General features: G+C 42.3%; 11 protein-coding genes and 3 pseudogenes. 6 read left to right on the forward strand and 8 right to left on the reverse strand.

Going from position 1 to position 16,781, the window contains the following annotated elements; all coding sequences use genetic code 11:
* The first annotated feature begins 46 nt into the window (after positions 1-46).
* Genes J5A56_RS12245 through J5A56_RS12255 form a run of 3 tightly spaced genes read left to right on the forward strand, consistent with a single transcriptional unit; the run spans position 47 to position 1,998 of the window.
* Positions 47-394 (forward strand): plasmid mobilization protein, encoded by a 348-nt coding sequence (locus J5A56_RS12245; RefSeq protein ID WP_021671734.1) that lies wholly within the window; start codon positions 47-49, stop codon positions 392-394.
* On the forward strand, positions 391-1,317 hold the full coding sequence (locus J5A56_RS12250) for a relaxase/mobilization nuclease domain-containing protein (protein ID WP_021671735.1): 927 nt from the start codon (positions 391-393) through the stop codon (positions 1,315-1,317). Before J5A56_RS12245 ends, J5A56_RS12250 begins: the two co-directional genes overlap by 4 nt.
* 21 nt (positions 1,318-1,338) lie before the next feature.
* Positions 1,339-1,998, forward strand: a complete 660-nt coding sequence (locus tag J5A56_RS12255; RefSeq protein ID WP_021671736.1) for a hypothetical protein — start codon at positions 1,339-1,341, stop codon at positions 1,996-1,998.
* Positions 1,999-2,119: 121 nt separating this feature from the next.
* On the opposite strand, the gene J5A56_RS12260 is transcribed toward J5A56_RS12255, so the two are convergent.
* The 3 genes from J5A56_RS12260 to J5A56_RS12270 are packed head-to-tail and all read right to left on the reverse strand — an operon-like array spanning position 2,120 to position 5,781.
* The gene (locus tag J5A56_RS12260; RefSeq protein WP_021671737.1) at positions 2,120-3,145 is read right to left on the reverse strand and encodes a YaaC family protein; all 1,026 of its coding nucleotides are present in this window, start codon (positions 3,143-3,145) and stop codon (positions 2,120-2,122) included.
* A gap of 44 nt (positions 3,146-3,189) precedes the next feature.
* Entirely contained in the window at positions 3,190-4,479 is a 1,290-nt protein-coding gene (locus J5A56_RS12265; protein ID WP_211815532.1) for a PDDEXK nuclease domain-containing protein, read from the reverse strand.
* 12 nt (positions 4,480-4,491) lie between these two features.
* Positions 4,492-5,781, reverse strand: coding sequence for a site-specific integrase (locus J5A56_RS12270; protein ID WP_021671740.1), 1,290 nt, complete (start codon positions 5,779-5,781; stop codon positions 4,492-4,494).
* 483 nt (positions 5,782-6,264) lie between these two features.
* On the opposite strand from J5A56_RS12270, the pseudogene J5A56_RS12275 reads away from it, so the two are divergent.
* Positions 6,265-6,564: pseudogene (locus J5A56_RS12275) on the forward strand (Arm DNA-binding domain-containing protein); the annotation flags it as partial.
* Positions 6,565-6,581: 17 nt separating this feature from the next.
* Here J5A56_RS12275 and J5A56_RS12280 read toward each other — a convergent pair.
* Entirely contained in the window at positions 6,582-7,799 is a 1,218-nt protein-coding gene (locus J5A56_RS12280) for a transposase (protein WP_211815533.1), read from the reverse strand.
* A gap of 195 nt (positions 7,800-7,994) precedes the next feature.
* Here J5A56_RS12280 and J5A56_RS12285 point away from each other — a divergent pair.
* Together J5A56_RS12285 and J5A56_RS13860 are read left to right on the forward strand one after the other, a co-directional pair.
* Positions 7,995-8,261, forward strand: a pseudogene (locus J5A56_RS12285) (phage integrase SAM-like domain-containing protein); the annotation flags it as partial.
* 205 nt (positions 8,262-8,466) lie between these two features.
* A pseudogene (locus J5A56_RS13860) lies at positions 8,467-9,286 on the forward strand (transposase); the annotation flags it as partial.
* 177 nt (positions 9,287-9,463) lie between these two features.
* Here the strand turns inward: J5A56_RS13860 and J5A56_RS12295 are convergent.
* The 4 genes from J5A56_RS12295 to J5A56_RS12310 all read right to left on the reverse strand — a co-directional run bounded on the left by J5A56_RS12295 (position 9,464) and on the right by J5A56_RS12310 (position 16,781).
* Entirely contained in the window at positions 9,464-11,920 is a 2,457-nt protein-coding gene (locus J5A56_RS12295; protein WP_021671289.1) for a hypothetical protein, read from the reverse strand.
* 251 nt (positions 11,921-12,171) lie between these two features.
* A complete protein-coding gene (locus J5A56_RS12300) occupies positions 12,172-13,479 on the reverse strand; it encodes a DUF1302 family protein (protein WP_211815534.1) in 1,308 nt (435 codons plus the stop codon).
* Position 13,480: 1 nt separating this feature from the next.
* The gene (locus tag J5A56_RS12305) at positions 13,481-14,260 is read right to left on the reverse strand and encodes an outer membrane lipoprotein-sorting protein (protein ID WP_211815535.1); all 780 of its coding nucleotides are present in this window, start codon (positions 14,258-14,260) and stop codon (positions 13,481-13,483) included.
* 139 nt (positions 14,261-14,399) lie between these two features.
* Positions 14,400-16,781: an efflux RND transporter permease subunit gene (locus J5A56_RS12310; protein WP_211815536.1), complete on the reverse strand. Its 2,382-nt coding sequence runs from the start codon at positions 16,779-16,781 to the stop codon at positions 14,400-14,402.

Genomic DNA, 16,781 nt, shown 5'->3' on the forward strand with positions numbered 1-16,781 from the left:
CCAAGTTGGGAGGACAAATCCCGTTGGTCTCATTAAAAAATAAAAAATGGAACAGAAGAATAAAGGTGGGCGACCCACCAAGACATTATCAGAGAAACGGAAATATCAAGTACTTCTTCGGCTTAATACAATGGAGTACTACACCTTGTTGGGAAAAGCACGTGAAGCCTCTATCCCTCGACCTGAGTTTTTACGGCAGCTCATTACAAATGCAGAAGTAAAGAGCCGAATCAAGCCAGAGGAAATGCAACTCATCCGTACAGTTTCTGGCATGGCAAACAATCTTAACCAGATTGCCCATCGACTCAATGCTTTCGGCATCTCTGCACTCAACGAAGAACTGAATGCGCTGAAACAACTTATTCATGAACTTATGAAACGATTGAAGCCATGATAGCCAAGATTATTAAAGGAACAAACTTCAGTGGAGTTGTCAATTATATGCTCAGCAAACGTGAAGGTAAAGTCAAGGTCTTACAAGCCAATGGCGTGCGCAGTTCTTTACCAAATGACGTTGCACACGACTTCAACTTGCAAGCCTCTATGCGTCCAAGTGTACAGAAACCAGTTTGTCATACCATACTCTCATTCTCGACACATGATTCAGAACGACTAACAGATGCAACAATGGTGAGGATTGCCAACGAATATCTTCATAAAATGGGCTATGGCGACACACAGAGCCTTATCGTAAGGCACAACGACCGCCAGCATCCGCACCTGCACATTTGTATCAATCGCATTGGAAATGACGGTAAGACCATCAGCGACCGCAACGAAAAGTATCGTTCCACAAAGATTTGTCGAGGACTGACTGAGCGTTATGGTCTAACCATTGGCGAAGGAAAGCAAGAGGTAAACCGCTCGCGATTGAGAGGTGAGGATAAATTGCGATATGAAATATTCGATACCATTAAGTTTATATTACCTCAATCTCAGACTTGGAAAGATTTTGTTGCAGGGTTAGAGCAACAAGATATTACCACTCGTTTCAAAACAAAAGGTAATACCGATGTTGTACAAGGAATCACCTTTGAAAAAGACGGATGTAGTTTCAGTGGCTCAAAGATAGACCGAACGTGCTCTTTCTCTCGCCTCAATGCTGAGATAGAACAAAATTCTCACAAACAAGAGCAAATTAATCAACAAAATGAACCTATGGTACATTCTGTAGATGAAAGCAATTTTATTACCGACCTATCTGAAGCAATTAGTGAAGTGTTTTCTATGCCAACACCAAGTAATGGCGTAGATGTTGATGAACTTCGATTTCAAAAGAAACTCCGTAATAAAGCTAATCGCAAACGTAGAATTTAATCACATCAAATTTATATCAGTATGAATAACGAAATAGCACCTGTTCTCGATATTCTCGAAGAACTCAAACAAGAATGCAAAGCCATCAGTAAGGCACAGGTAGAACTGCACGCTACTATTGCTGAACAGCTATCTAATCCAAAGGGAGATAGCATTAAAACGCAAGGAGCTGTACAAATCCATCTCTCGAAAGAAACTCAAGCCAAAATCAAGGAGTATCAACTTTTTGTTTTGGAGGCACTATCAGAGTCGAGTAAGAAGCTTGACCCAAAGTTTGAAGCGTTGCAACAGCTTATCAGCAAGCATCAAAAATCTTTAGAATACAAGAACTACTCGCTCTTTGCAAGCGTGCAATTAGCCGAGCGTATGCTACTCTTATTGGTTTCTGGGCTGGTCATGATGAGTTGCTGGTTCTTCGGTATGGGAGCCAACCAACTGCAAACAGCCTCTGATTACGACCTGCGTTATCGCTATCTGCGTATGCAGGGTAAAGCAACCGCTTCAGAATTCGCTCATCTTGACAGCATTTTTACTTCGCATCGAAATCCCCAAACCATTCAGCAGTTGGAGCAGAAGGTCTTTGATTACGAGCAAGCCCTGCAACGGCAAGCGGAGTTATTGTTACAACAAGATAAGATTAAGCAAGAGCAAAGAGAACTAAAAAAGCAGTTGAATAAATAGCAAACAGTCCAAGAATCTATTTAGTACAGATTCTTGGAGTGTCTTCGTTCAGTAGTTTATTTTTCTACTTGCAGATAACTTATTGTTTAGCAACAGAAAATTTCGTATTTTCACTCATCAATTATATAGATTTTCCATATCCAATATTTTCGCCTGTTATTTCACAGCAAATTTCGTCTATAAATTGCTGAAAACATATATCCATAAATTCATTAATTAACCAATTATAATGTCCCGAAAGTAGTTGACTAAATTCCTGGGGATTGTATCTTACTAATTCACTTAACCAATGCATTAATGCATAAGTAATTACTAGAGGACTACGGTTCACAACTCCTTTTACATTTTTCTTAATATACCAGGATGTTTGAAACCCTCTTATATAAAAGAAATTATGTCTGATTTTGTTATGATATTTCACAAGTTTCTGTATTCTTTCGCTTTCCTTTTTGTGAATATCCCAATCAAATCTCTTTTTTACCCTAAAAATAACAGCTTCTGTATCCTTAGTTTTTTCGAAAGTTTTCGGTATATTTCTTAATGTATTACCATTTGAATATGCGTCATCGATAGTGAATTGAATATAAGCTTTTTTATGCGGTTTATTTAATTTGAAAACTATGTTTTCTATAGGAATAAATAGCTCAGTTTTTTTAGAACAAGTAATACTAAACGTACGATGAATAGCTGGCAGATTTCGAAGGAGATCCAACACTTTGATCCTTTCTTTATTTGTACTATCTTTTATACAATTAGCAAGTTTGGCTAACACGCCTCCACCTTCAAGAATAATTTCCTTGTTTAAGATACTTTGATTCGAATTACGGTCTGATGAAACCCCGTGGCTGATATTTATTAACGGATCATTATCGTTTTTCAAAGATATAAGTGATTTAGCGGCATTCATACAACAATAGTATGCAATAAGAGGTTTGGATTCTATAGGTAATTCCTTTGCTGCGTTATAGAAATTCATGGCTTGTTTCCAAAAGAATCTAGCATATTGAGTTTTTTCCTTAGGCTGACTAATAAGCCATAGTTCTACATAGGAAAATGGGACTTTAGTAAGCACCCTTTTACTCTTGTAATTAGGAGCGGTATATGCCTTTGCTATACTGAGCTCTACGGAATTTAATTTTATAGTCATATTATTTTATCAATAATGATATCTTCTATCGCAATTTTATTATTTTAGTCTTTCTTTAATATATCTACCCCAACGATCTTGGACAATTCTTCCTCAACTTCCTCCACCGTAGGTAATGCAGATTTTAGATTGTCAGGGATTGCTTTTGACAGTTGGTAATCACTCACACCAATTGGTTGGTCATAGCCTGAGAGAGCATATTGTGCCACGACTTTATCACCACCATTACAGAGAAGCAAGCCGATGGTCTTATTGTCGTGTTCGCCACGGAGGGTATCATCCACTACATTGATGTAGAAGTTCAGTTGCCCCATATATTCAGGCTTGAAAGGTGTGGCTTTAAGTTCGATAACAACGTATGCATGTAGTTGGATGTTATAGAGTATGAGGTCGGCATAGAAATCAGAATCGCCCACTTCAAAATGCTTCTGCTGTGCCACAAATGCAAAGCCACAACCCATTTCCAGAAGATATTTCGTAATATGCGAAACCAATTGCCGTTCAATGTCTCGTTCTGCCATTTTATCAGTCTGTCCCATCATATCAAAGATGTAAGGGTCTTTCATCAGATAATTGGCAAGGTAGCTTTGCGGTTTGGGTAATCGCACAGAGAAGTTGCTCACTTTCTTTGCCGTAATCTGCCGAGCGAAAAGATTGGTTTCAATCTGCATTTGCAGAACATTGCTACTCCAGCCATTTGCAACCGCCTGCGTGATATACCAATAACGTTCACCCAAAGGCAGCTTGCTATTAAGCAATATAACATGGCTCGCCCAATTAGTGCGAACTACGGCAGACTGCTTAAAAATGTCTTCTATCTGATTTATATCGTGTTGGTAAATGACAGACAGTACTTCAGATATCTCTCCTAATTGTGCAACAGGTTCTTGCGTAATTATATCTCCTAGATTACCTGTAGCTTGGATTTGCGCAAGAGGTTCTTGCGTAAATTGATTGAGTTCGTTTGTAAGTTGTAATACATTATCAACCGAAGTACTATTAAGCTGTTTTTCAACCTTACCCACTTCTAATAGAATCTCCATAGGATAGACTTTGGCGAATTGGCACATATAGATAAGGTTACGAGTGGAATAGCCTTTCTTATCAGGATATTTAGAACGTATCGCCTTGGAAAGATTATCTATGACTTTGCTTCCCCAACCTTCTTTCTTTTGGAGGTAGAGAATAAAGTGCCCTACTTTCCAATAGTGGAAAAGCATATCTGCATTTGCAGAGGCTATCATGCGTACTTGCGTATGCTCAAGATCAGAACCGATGGCTTGAACAACGAGTAATAAATCTTGTTTTTCTGCTTTATTTATTTCTTGGCCCATATTGTTTCGGTATTATAATTGATTGAATTTACTCATGGCATTTGCCTTGATGTCGTCCGCAATATCTATGTAAGGTTTCATAGCCTTGTAATCGCTGTGCCCAGTCCATTTCATAACTACTTGCGGAGGAATACCCAATGCAAGTGCATTACAGATAAACGTTCTACGACCAGCGTGTGTTCCAAGCAAGGCATATTTAGGTGTAACTTCGTCAATGCGCTCATTACCTCTATAATAAGTTTGACGTACAGATTCGTCAATACCAGCCAATTCTGCCAACTCTTTAAGATAATCGTTCATTTTCTGGTTAGTAATGACAGGCAAAACTTTGTCATCTTCAAATACCACATCCTTATATTTATCCAGAATCGCTTTACTATGTTTATTCAACTCGATAATCAGACTATCAGAAGTCTTAACCGTTGTAACCTCAATATGGTCGCCCTTTATATCACTTCTACGAAGATTAAACACATCGGAGTAGCGCAAGCCCGTGAAGCATTGGAAGAGAAATACATCACGCACTCTATCTAAAGCTTGCTTGGCAGCAGGTACCTCGAACTCTCGGAGTTTGTTCAGTTCCTCCCAAGTGAGAAAGATGATTTTCTTCTGTGTGCTTTTGAGTTTAGGCTTATAACTATCGTAAGCATTGTTCTGATGTAGACCTTTCTTGAAAGCCCAGCGTAAAAACCACTTCAAGAAACTTAATTGCTTGCCAATGGTAGAATTGCGCATTTCCTTTACATCACGAAGATAGGTAACATAATCATTTAGACCTTTCTCATCAAAGAAATCAAATGTAAGTCCATCACGAAAGTTCATCAAATGATTTTTCACAGCAGCAAACTTCTCGTAAGTAGAATCAGTCCAATCATTCTGTCGTCCACAATCTCTCACAAACTCATCGAATACCTTGTAGAAAGCATTAGGTGTTGATTTTCTCGGTTTGAATTCTTTCTCTATAGGTTTGTGCAATGCATTGAATGCTTCTTTAATTTGTTCAGGGGTTGGCATTATTTCTTCTACCTCAAACTTTTTGAAAATTTCCTGCACCTCTGTATAATAGCCCAAGAGTGAAGCATTGATTTCAGAAGCTGATTGTTTCAGTTTGTTGCTACAACCATTCTTTACACGTTGCTTATCTGCATCCCACTTGGCAGCATCGATGCGATAGCCTGTCGTGAACTCAATCCGCTTGGAAGCGAAATTGACACGCATACGGATAGGCACATTCTCAACAATGAGAACACCGTCCTTCTTCCTACTTTCCAACGTGAAGATAATGTTTCGTTTGATGTTCATGCTTTTGGGTGTATAGATTTCTGCACCCAAAATTACACCCAAATTTTGATATTACCAAAGATTTTTCATGAAATCTTATTTTATTAACATTCTGTATAAATCTCTATTATACAATAGATTGAACGTATATGATACTATTTGAAGGTTCAAGAGAAAGAGCCTCTCTCTCCGCTAATAGGTTTCAAAAGGACTTCACAAAAGTTGTCATTTTAGCCTTCACAATTTAGATAATCGTTGTAAAATCAAGGTTTTACAACGATTTTTATTTGTATATACCTCTATCGCCTGACGGCATAAACCTATGTTTTGACAATCATCATTCGGTCAAATTCTGCTACATAAACTGCTACACAAAAATTGTAGCAATAAAAAATGTAGCAATGACGGGATTTTGAATACCATATTGACGGCATTAATTCTTTCTTTTTCAGAGTGTTATATATTAACTTTGCAGCCGAGTGCTACACAAAAGAATGATACATTATGAGAACAAATTTCAAGGTATCCTTCTACCTACGCTCAAACTATGAGAACAAAGAAGGAAAGTCGCCTGTAATGCTCCGTGTATTCCTTAACGGAGAGATGTCAAATTTTGGATCTACGAAAATCTTCGTGGACAAGACAATGTGGAATAATGCCACAAGTCGGCTCAAAAGCCGGACGGCAGAAAGTTTGTCCGTCAATGCGGCATTGGACTCTATTTCCACTACACTGAATGGAATTTACCGCAAGTTTGAGGATGACGAGTCCCTGTCATTGGAAAAAATCCGTTCTTTCTTTGTACAATAGTCCGTTAAATATTATGCTGCGTCAGCATCGAAACTAAATATATCATTTATCCTTTCTTTATTTAATGGCGTGTTCGGGTTCTTCTCGAACACGTCAATAATTCGTTGCGCATAGTAGGCATTGACCATCTGCGCTTTAAGTCGACCGATGGACGTGCCAAGTTCCTTGCACATGATTTTGGTCACATTGAGTGCTGTGAATGAAGAGTTGAAAGCAAATTCAAGTTTTCTCTTGTCGCGTGCCTGACAATCTGTAAGACCGAGGAATTGCTTTGCGTCGCGAAAGCAAAACTCCTCTTGGAAACGTGTGGTATAGTACTCCATCACATCGCGTCCACTCATGCTCTCATCCGTAGAGAAGTACAGACGGCGGACACCGTTGGGCAACTCGTGGATGACAAGCGACACGACCCTATGCAAGGATTTGCACCATGCCTTGAGCGCATAGGCTGTACCTTTGGTCTCTCCTAAATCAAGCTCATTGCCTTTGGATATGTCGATGTTCCTTACGTCAATCTTATCACCTTTGACACGAGGACGGCCGGGCTTTCCTGTGGGCTCTCCGTCCCATATATAGAACAAGGCTGCATCATGACGCAAGCGACTCACAACATGGAAGCCCATCTTCATTACCTTGTCGATGAAAGGTCTTTTGGAGAAGGCTGAGTCGGCGACAAGAACCTTGCAAATACGCTGTAAGGTTACCTTGTCGTCCTCCAACACCTTGGCATACCAGTCGTATAGACTCATCTCTTTTTTCTCCTCCCCTTTTTCCAATGTGGTCTGCACAGCCTTGAGCATCATACACTCATGCAGGTCTACATCTATCACACCGATGCCGAGAATCTCAAGACCGTGCTTTACCGCACCTGCACAGCCCGACCAAAACGTACCCACGTATGGGGTATGCTTCCCAGCCTTCTTAATGAAGCTTGGATCAATAACGATGGCATTGCGACCCTTACCCTGCTTGAAGGCGAAAGCACTCAGCCACATATTCATTTCGAGCCAGTTCACGCTGCGCTCTGCCGTCTGCCGATAGCATTGCTCGCCACGCTTTCCATAGCGTCCCATCTGCGTGAAATTACATTTCCTTGGGATGACCATCAAAAGAAAAAGCATTTCCATGACGTTTGTTTGAATACTTTTGTTTAACTTTGCTCCATCTTCGGCACTAAATGCTGCTTTGCAGAGCCTCATATATCGGCTAATCAAGTTGGTTATCAGCATAAACTTTATTGTCTTTTTACATCTATAAAGTTACTGAAATTCAATGAGATAGCCGATTTTATTATGTTATATTTTGTTATATTCTGTTGCCTAATTATCTCTTTCTCAGAGACTTATCATGTTTCCTTTCTACCACAATTCCTGTTGCCTTTTGGGTAAAAGCTTCGCAAACTGCGAAAATTTAACGGACTATTGTTTGTAGGAAAAGACAGGGAATACACGACTTTTCTCCCAGTATTTGACAAGTTCAACGAAGACATCAGGCAACGCGTCAGACACACCATCAGCAAAGATAGTTTGCAAAAGTACTGTGTTTTGAGAAGACATTTCTCAGAGTTCCTTATCCATAAATATGGAAGAAAGGATATAGGACTTACAGAATTTACTCCATCCGTGGTACAAGACTTTGAGTTATATCTGAGTACAGTGGCAGGCTGCGCTTACAATACATCGGTTAAAAAAAACATATTCTCGTGATTTTATTTTATCATTATTTATTTAAATAGCCTTAGAACCATAGAACTTTTCTTTTATCACCTTAATTCCGCAGAACAAAATCTTATAAGAAACCCAAGTGCCTGAGTGACAAAGTCTTCAAAACACTTGGATATGTCAGAAATTTCACCTAACATAGTGCTGTTAAATAAAAGCAAGCAAAACAAGTGACATGACAAAGATAGCAATTAAAAACGAGAATATCACTTCTTTCGGTGGAATTTATCATATTATGGACGTATTTTCAAAGTTGGGCTTTGAAAAACTTACAGAATCTGTCTTGGGCAAATGTGGGTGTAGCGATAAGGCTTTTAGTCATGGAAACATTTTCGGTTCTCTCTTCTTCAGTTACCTTTGTGGTGGAGAATGTCTTGAGGATATCAATGCGCTTATAGGGCAGTTCAGGCAGAGACCTGGCACGCAACTGCCTGGTGCCGACACTGTAGGACGTGGACTTAAGGAACTTGCCGAAGAGAATATCGTCTATAAGAGCGAGATCTCTGGGAAGTCGTATAGCTTCAATGCAGCAGAGAAACGGAACACCTTACTTCTGCGAATGATACGACAGATGGGGCTTATAAAGGTAGGCAGCCATGTTGACTTGGACTTTGATCATCAGTTTATTCCTGCCCACAAGTTCGATGCAAAGTATTCTTACAAACAGGATTTTGGCTACTTCCCTGGTTGGGCTTCCATTGGGGGGCATTATCGTTGGAGGTGAGAATCGTGATGGAAACACCAATGTGAAATTTCATCAGGAAGACACGCTTCGTCGCATTATGGACCGAGTAATCTCAGAACTTGGTGTGACAATAGAGCGTTTCCGTGCCGACTGTGGGTCGTTCTCAAAGGAAATTATCCAAACCGTAGAGCAACACTGTAACACATTCTATATACGTGCTGCCAACTGTGGCACCCGCCACGAGGAGTTCTGCCAGCTGGAAGAATGGAAGAGCGTTGAGGTTGGTTATGAATTTTGTCAGTGTGCCAGCGAAATGGGTGCGCACAGGAAGGCAGAACGTTCTAAACCTTTATACCAATAAAGCATACTACTCTGAAGTGTTCCTTGAATAAACAGCATTTCTTTGTGGCATTCATTTTCCCCATTGGCTTGGGTGGGGGATTTTATGCGCCTGCAAGGGCAAATTCCAGTCTAAGGTCGCTTCCTATCACATGTAGAGGCAAAAAGACGTCTCAACACACAAAATCATCTCACAAGAAAAAGTGCTGCGGAATTGAGGTATCAAAGAAATTAGCTCTGCAAAATTAAGTTTAAAAACTTTCTGCGGAACACGGACATCATAACTGCCATTAATTCTTATATCTTCTTCTCCTCCTTCAAAAGCTGCATCAACCCTTTTTTTTAATTCTGCTTCGAGAAGACCAATATCGTCACAAACTTTCAATAATTGTTCCATTTCCTCAATTTTCAAGCACTCCTCATTTTCTACACGTTTTTTGTCAAAATTCCACATTTGAGCAGAGATCAAGGAATAACGCATAGGGTGTTCTACCGCTGTTTGGAATTGCAAAGCAGACATAATTGCCTGTTCCTTATTTATCCACCGTGATTTAATTTCGATACGATATGGTTCAAAACCATCTTTACTTAGTATTAAATCCTGACCGCCTTGCTCATTCTTTACAGAGATGTTTGTATCTTTTAGAGTCTCTTCTATAAGGCGTTGAACATTCTTCTCAACATAATCTCCTAACATCTTAATGTATTGTTCATGCTCATAAGCATCAATAGCTTCATTTATTTTATTTAGCACATTGTCCGCATCAGATCTTTCAGACACATCTGCCATCTTTGTAAGTAATTCTGGCTTTTTCTGTTTCATCATTCGATTGATGGCCTTACGTTCTTCATCAGTGCCCAATTTATATCTTATTGATTCACGTTGATCATATATATCTTTGAAAAGTCTCCGCCATTGCTCTCCTTCTGTACCTTTCTGCTCCGTAAGTTCTATAATATCAAGCAGGATTATATTATCGTATTGTGAAGAACTCAATTTATTTTGTATTTCTTTAGCAACACTTTCAGGAGTGAATTGATATGTCTCTTCATTATATTTGGAGAAGAAATCTGCAAAACGAGAATCTACGCACTTACCATTTAAATCTTCACCAATGACATCTGTGTATAATTCAAATAACTTGGTACTTACATTTATATTCTTTTTCAGGTCGTCAGGTTTATGCAAAAACCCATTCATGTCAGGATAAATAGCATATTGTGTGCAGAATGTTTTATAATCATCACCTCGAGCATAGTCAACAAAATCGACCAAATCCTTGATATTCTCTTCGGTCCACATTTTATTCTTTTTACTAATTTTCATCATCTGATTCTCTACAAGCGATTTAAATACTTGCCGATATAGGTCAAATCCATTTTGATCTTCTTCATCTGCAGGGATATATATTTCCTCATAGCCTTTAATTCCTTCAAAGCGATAGATTATAGGCATTAACTTGTTACGCTTAGAATCACCATTTTGTGTCGTAAATGCAGAACAGAGATTGATTATGCTTTTCTCGAAATCACCACCATAAGGTTGTGGAGTCACAGAATTTTTCCAACAAGTATTTTCTTTTTCCCCTACAATATCATTTAATTCCTCTCGCAAATTTTGTCGAGTATATGGGGTGAGTTTAATTATATCTTGATATTCCATATCAACCATCTTTATGCAGATGGTTGAATCTACTGCTTTTACAAGGTTATATAACTCGGCGGGAATTACTCTAGCATCACGTAAATCATCACGCTTTTTTAATTCACCTTCACGGTTAGGAATAAGTTCGTATTTTTCAAAGAATTGTGTAGCATCTGCCGCAACAAGTAATTTCAACATGTTCAGTAGATTTTCACCTTTTTCTTTACTCACAAATTTTACGATGTCTTCAAGTGTCAAAAAGTTTTTTTCTTTTTCACAATCCCAAACGCTAATGATTTTTGACCATTGAAGTATTTCATCCTTGCAAGGTATCAGTTTTGTCCTCTTTGCATAAGGGTAAATGGTATTAAGGTACTCTGTTTCATTCTCAGATAAAAATTGTTCTAGTGAGGATTCTAAGACCATAGGGTGCTCTTCTTCATCCATACAATACCGTTTTCCATCAATCTCAATCAACTTTAGTTTTTGAAATTCAGTTACCCACTCTTCTTTTAGATCTTTATAATAATTTTCTGTTTCCTTCTCTGTAAATCCATTATCCTTTATGTCAATATTAGCCATCAAAATAGTTTTATCCCATTTTTCGACATATATTTCAAGAAATTTCCAGAGGTATTGTGTCATCTCATTTAGTATTTTCTTATTGTCCTGGACAATGCTCTCATTTGCATCATTATTCTTTGGAACAATAATATTATCACGCTTTTCTTCAGGAGTAAAACGATGAGAGTGGAACAGGAAATTTACATTAAAATAATTAGAGCCAATTAAAGGGAAGTGTACAAATAATTTAGGTATATCACCTAAAGAACATACCTCTGTTTCGGTTTGGAGAGGCAATAATATTCGACTCTCTCCATCGTGAAGCTCTAAATAAAAACAAATATCAGAGTAAATAACTATATTTGCAGTTGTGCACTTTTGCTTGACAACGTACACATCCTACACCTATGGTAGAACAGATATTCCTATATGGACGTGGCAGTATCAATTGATACACTTTTCTCTTTCACCGATATCAACCTACGACATAACTACAAAAGATATAAAATTGTGATAGAAAGAAAGTTAGAATGTAGTTAGAGAAAAACAAGCATTACAACCCTATGACTACATTCTACTTTTCTTCTTTACGTACGTTCACTTGTTATTTTATTTTGAGTATAGTCATTTCATGTATTAAAATGGAGTCAGAAACTGTACTTCATCTTCACCCACGCTTCGGAGTTCTTACCATACATGGCAAACTTGCCTTTGTTGGCATGGAAATAGTCGTAGCCGACGGTGAGTTCTATATCGTCGTTGAGAGAATAGGAGGCGGAAAGGCGGTTGAAGATGCCGCCGCTTGCCACGTCGATGTAGGCAAAGGTGGAGAGTTTCAGCGTGTTGTGCAGCAGTTCCTTTGAGAGTCTTGCTGTGGCAAGTCCGGCATTGCGATAGATGGAGAGTGCTGCGAGATTGCCCGATGTGTATTTATGGCAATACTGCATGCTGATGTTCCAGTCGTTACCCGGATACCAGTCTACCCCTGCAAGGGCGTTGAGGGTGTTGCGCCGCACGGTATTCTGCCCCAAGCCGCTTCCTTGTGCCTCACCTATGTACTCGGCGACTTCGGCGCGGAGGACAAACTGACCGACGGGCAATGAGCAGTCGGCACCCAACATCGTCATACGGCGGTACTGTCCGTTGATGTGGAGCGTCCTTCCATCGCCCGACAGGGCAGGGCAAAGGGCGGGCAACTTGTTCCACGTCCGCAAGGCACTCACGGAGAAGTCTATTCCGCTGAGATTGACGCTTGCCCGGCCGCCAAACTCCATATTCTTGATTTTCTTTTCCGGCTTGCCGCTTTCCAAGTCGGTGGTATAGGGTAGTGTAGCAGATGGCAGGCGTATTGCCCACGGATTGCGCTCGTCTGTCGGCAGAATAAAGAAGTTTACCACAGGATTGCACACGGCTTCAAGGGTGACCGAACCTCTTGTGTATTTTGCACGCAGTCCGTTGACGGGCATGCGAATGTCGTCGTAGTCTTGTGCGAGAAACTCGGTATAATCGAACGGCGACACGCAATCGGTAACGCGCAGTGCATCCGCCACGCCCCATACGACAATCTGCCGCCCGACGCGCAGGTCGAAGTTGCCCTTTGCATAAGAGAGATAAGCCTCGCGCAATTCCAGTCCTGTGCGTTCTTTCAATATTCCGTTGTAGGTGGCGTTCAGGGATAGGAAGAGCGAAGCCGCCCCTTTTTCGAGTTTGAGTTCTCCCCGCGCCCGAGTCCGCGAAGCCATCCAGTCGGTACGTCCCTCCGTCCTGACGGCATGGTAGGTATCAAGAAAACCTTTCACCTGCACCTGCAAGGCCTTATCGTCCGATGCTTCGACCGTTTCCAGCGGAGTGCATTCCGAACCGATGGTGTCGCTATCGGCCGGCAATGTATTATCGATTTGGGCCGCTGCCTGCACCGAGAGTATCGGCACAAGCAAGAGCATAAATAGTTTCATATCAGAGTCCTTTCTCCAGTTGGGAAACAGTGAAAAGGTTAGGCGATAGCTTTATGTTGAACTTCTGATTGTCCATACGGATAATGGTTTTGTGTCCCGTCTGTACATTCTCCATCTGCATATGGTGCATCGTCCAGAAGCCCTGCACTTTATTTATGTTGGAAATCGTGAGCCTACGGTGCAGCTTGTTCAGTTTGTCGTAGTATTCCGCCTTTACCGCCATCAGGCAGTCCTGCCGAACCCAGGTGACGCGGCGTGTGTAAATCTCGTCTTTGTCGTTGGGTACCGACTCTACCACCCAACATTTTTGACCGCCCAACATTTCTTCGCGCAGAAGCGTATGCTTCTCTTCGTCCACGCTGCGGGCGCTCATATCGTTGTAGGTAAAGTCGCTGCCCATGAAATAATCGGTTTTCGACGACTTCCCGCTGATGCGCCTCGTCTTTTTCATTGCCGGAAGATAGAGCCACTTGTCGTCCACCTTGGCGGTATTGTCGTAGTCCCAAGTGAGGAATCCCGTACCCTTCACGTCGCCGGGATAGGTGAAGAACATGATTTTCTTCGTATCATTGCCTATGTCCATTGCCCACGATTCGAGTTTCCTCACACGCTTATGCCCGCTCTTCTGAATGAGCGTCATTTCGATGGTGGCATAACGTGTGTCACCGTCTGCGCGGTTTCTTACTTTCTGCATGATGTCTCTGCCCGACAGCCCTGCTGCCTGCGCGCCGCACACCGCCAGTATGGCGATCAGCAGCAATGTGAAATGTTTTGTTTTCATATCGTTATATTTTATGGTGTTTTGTTGTTATCAAGGAAATTCATTTGTCGTTCCCAGAGAAGTCCTCTTGTCATTTCTTGAGAAGTCCGTTTGTCGTTCCCTGGGAAGTCCGTTTGCCGTTCCTTGGGAAGTCCGTCGGTCATTCCTTAGGAAGTTCATTTGCCGCTTCCGAGGAAGGCCGCTTATCATTCCCGAATACACGGAGATACTTGAAAAGAATTGGCGCGAGAAAGAGGTCTGCCAGCAGGGCCGACATCATACCGGCCACAGCCAGAATGCCCCAATTGCGCATCTGTGTGCCGTCGGAGAAGATGAAGCCTGTAAACGTAGCCGAGATGACGACTGTGGACATGACAATGGCGAGTCCTTCGGTGCGGAAGGTTCGGTTGATGGCTTCTGCATAATTGCCGCACCTGTCATATGTCACATGGCTGTGGTTGATGAAGTGGATAGTGTCATCGACGGCAATACCCAAGACCATCGGAATGAGCGAGGCTGTCATCATATCGAGCGGATAGCCCAACCAACCCATCATACCGCCCACGATGATGGCGGGGGCAATGTTCGGTATCATCCCAACAAGCCCCACTTTCCAGTTGCCGAAGACAAGCACGAGGATAACGCCTATGACCAAGACCGACAACAGCATCGACCACATCTGCCCGCGCTCCACATACTGCTGCATCACGGTGAACTGCGGTATGCTACCCACCACTGAGACGTGTGCGCCGGGAAAGAGTTTGCGCGCCTCCGCCTGTAAGTAGTTCATTTCCTTTTCCGCCTCATTGGAGTTGTAGTCTTTCATCTCCAACTGCAACCGCAGCCGCTTGTAGTCGTAATCCATCCAGTATTCCGACTCCGTACCGCCCGCATTCTCATAGAGCAACAGCAACTGCGCCACCATATCGGCATTGTCGGGAATACGATAGAACTGCTGCTTGTTGCCGTTGAGCGTACAGTTCATATCCTTCACGATGTCGGTGATGGAATTGTGGCGTTTCGTCAGCTTGTAGCCGCCTGCAATCTCCGCCAGTCGGTCAAGTTTCTGCAAATTCTCCGGCTTCTTGGCGTCGTTGTCGTGCGGCAAGGTAATCATAAGGTCATAGGAATATATCGAACCGAGTTCGGTTTCACAGAGGTCGAGGAATTTCTTTACGTATGGAATCTTCCGCCCCATCGTCTTTTCGATGTCGAACGCCGGCTCGATGGAGAAGAGTCCGATACCGCAGAAGATGGTCAGCACAACCGATGAAACGACAATGGAACGATGCCTGCGCGTCACGAAACTGCCAAACTGTTCGAATCGTTTGCCGATATATCCTTCAAAACTCTTCGACATATCGGCGGCAGGCTTGCGGTCCTTACCGAACGACAACAGGATGGGTGTGAGCAGCAGGCAGGTGAGCAGCACAGCAAGCAGACAGAGCGAGGTGTTGATGCCGATGGCTCGCATCGGTACTATCTTCATGGACAGGAACGTCATCATGGCAGCCACGGTGGTAAGTCCCGACAGCAACACGCCCCAACCGGTTTCGCCTACGGCTTCCTTGATTGATTCCCTACGCTTGCCTGTTTCTACAAACTGCGTCTTGAAGAAATTGTACAGGTGAATGTTGTAGGCGATGGAGCAGGCAAAAGTCAGTATCACGGCAATCATTGTTGTGGTCATGTCGATGTAAATGCCCGTCCAGCCGATGATGCCGAAACTGATGAGCAGTCCGAACACGGACGTGAGCAGTGGTGCAACAACGCCGCGCAGCGAACGGGTTACGATGAGCATCACAACGATGGAGATGATGAAGGCAAAGAGGAACAGTCGCCCCAGTTCGCTTTTGAGATAAACGAATTTCTCGTAGCCCAGATAGGGCATTCCCGCAGCGTTGGGCGACAGTTCGGCGTATTTCGCCTTGCCGATGATGTGTCCCGCTTCTTTGCCCGTAATCATGTCGGGCGCAATGTCGCTCGTCTTCTTCCACACGCTGTCTTCGGGGAACGGCCGCAGTTTCACCATAATCCACGTCATCGTGCCGTCGTTTGACACCATCTTCTTTGCCAAATACGGTTTGCTGTACGCTTTCTGCCGGATTACGTTCAGCGAAGCGGCATCAGACGGTATTTCGTCGGGGACAATCTGTTCGATGGTCATACCCTCCTCCGTACCTACGGCAAACTCAATATCGGTGAGCGACGTTACTTTGTCGGCATACGACAGGCTGTCTTTCAGTTCGTTGCTCAGTTCGCGAATGAGCGTCAGGCTGCGTTGGGAGAAGATGTCCTTGTTTTTCACCAGCACCGCCACATAGTAGTCGTTGCCGAAGATAGACTTGAACTCGTTGGTCTTGAGCAGCATCGGGTCGTCGCTCACGAAATAGTCGTCGAACGAAGTTTTCATCACGATGCGCTTCGCTCCCACAAACGAGAAGGCGATGATGACTACGAACAACGCACCGACCACAAGCCGGTGGCAGAGTATCCAGTCTGCCAACTGCTTGAACTTACTGTTGATTTTTACGATTTTCAT

It is taken from the genome of Prevotella melaninogenica (assembly GCF_018128065.1).
Classification (GTDB): Bacteria; Bacteroidota; Bacteroidia; order Bacteroidales; family Bacteroidaceae; genus Prevotella.

What these genes read in the sequence shown, in the direction of transcription:
- J5A56_RS12305 (WP_211815535.1), bottom strand. Translation starts at nt 14,260, where the DNA reads ATGAAAACAAAACATTTCACATTGCTGCTGATCGCCATACTGGCGGTG.
- J5A56_RS12245 (WP_021671734.1), top strand. Translation starts at nt 47, where the DNA reads ATGGAACAGAAGAATAAAGGTGGGCGACCCACCAAGACATTATCAGAG.
- J5A56_RS12310 (WP_211815536.1), bottom strand. Translation starts at nt 16,781, where the DNA reads ATGAAAATCGTAAAAATCAACAGTAAGTTCAAGCAGTTGGCAGACTGG.
- J5A56_RS12255 (WP_021671736.1), top strand. Translation starts at nt 1,339, where the DNA reads ATGAATAACGAAATAGCACCTGTTCTCGATATTCTCGAAGAACTCAAA.
- J5A56_RS12300 (WP_211815534.1), bottom strand. Translation starts at nt 13,479, where the DNA reads ATGAAACTATTTATGCTCTTGCTTGTGCCGATACTCTCGGTGCAGGCA.
- J5A56_RS12260 (WP_021671737.1), bottom strand. Translation starts at nt 3,145, where the DNA reads ATGACTATAAAATTAAATTCCGTAGAGCTCAGTATAGCAAAGGCATAT.
- J5A56_RS12270 (WP_021671740.1), bottom strand. Translation starts at nt 5,781, where the DNA reads ATGAACATCAAACGAAACATTATCTTCACGTTGGAAAGTAGGAAGAAG.
- J5A56_RS12265 (WP_211815532.1), bottom strand. Translation starts at nt 4,479, where the DNA reads ATGGGCCAAGAAATAAATAAAGCAGAAAAACAAGATTTATTACTCGTT.
- J5A56_RS12250 (WP_021671735.1), top strand. Translation starts at nt 391, where the DNA reads ATGATAGCCAAGATTATTAAAGGAACAAACTTCAGTGGAGTTGTCAAT.
- J5A56_RS12280 (WP_211815533.1), bottom strand. Translation starts at nt 7,799, where the DNA reads ATGCTGATAACCAACTTGATTAGCCGATATATGAGGCTCTGCAAAGCA.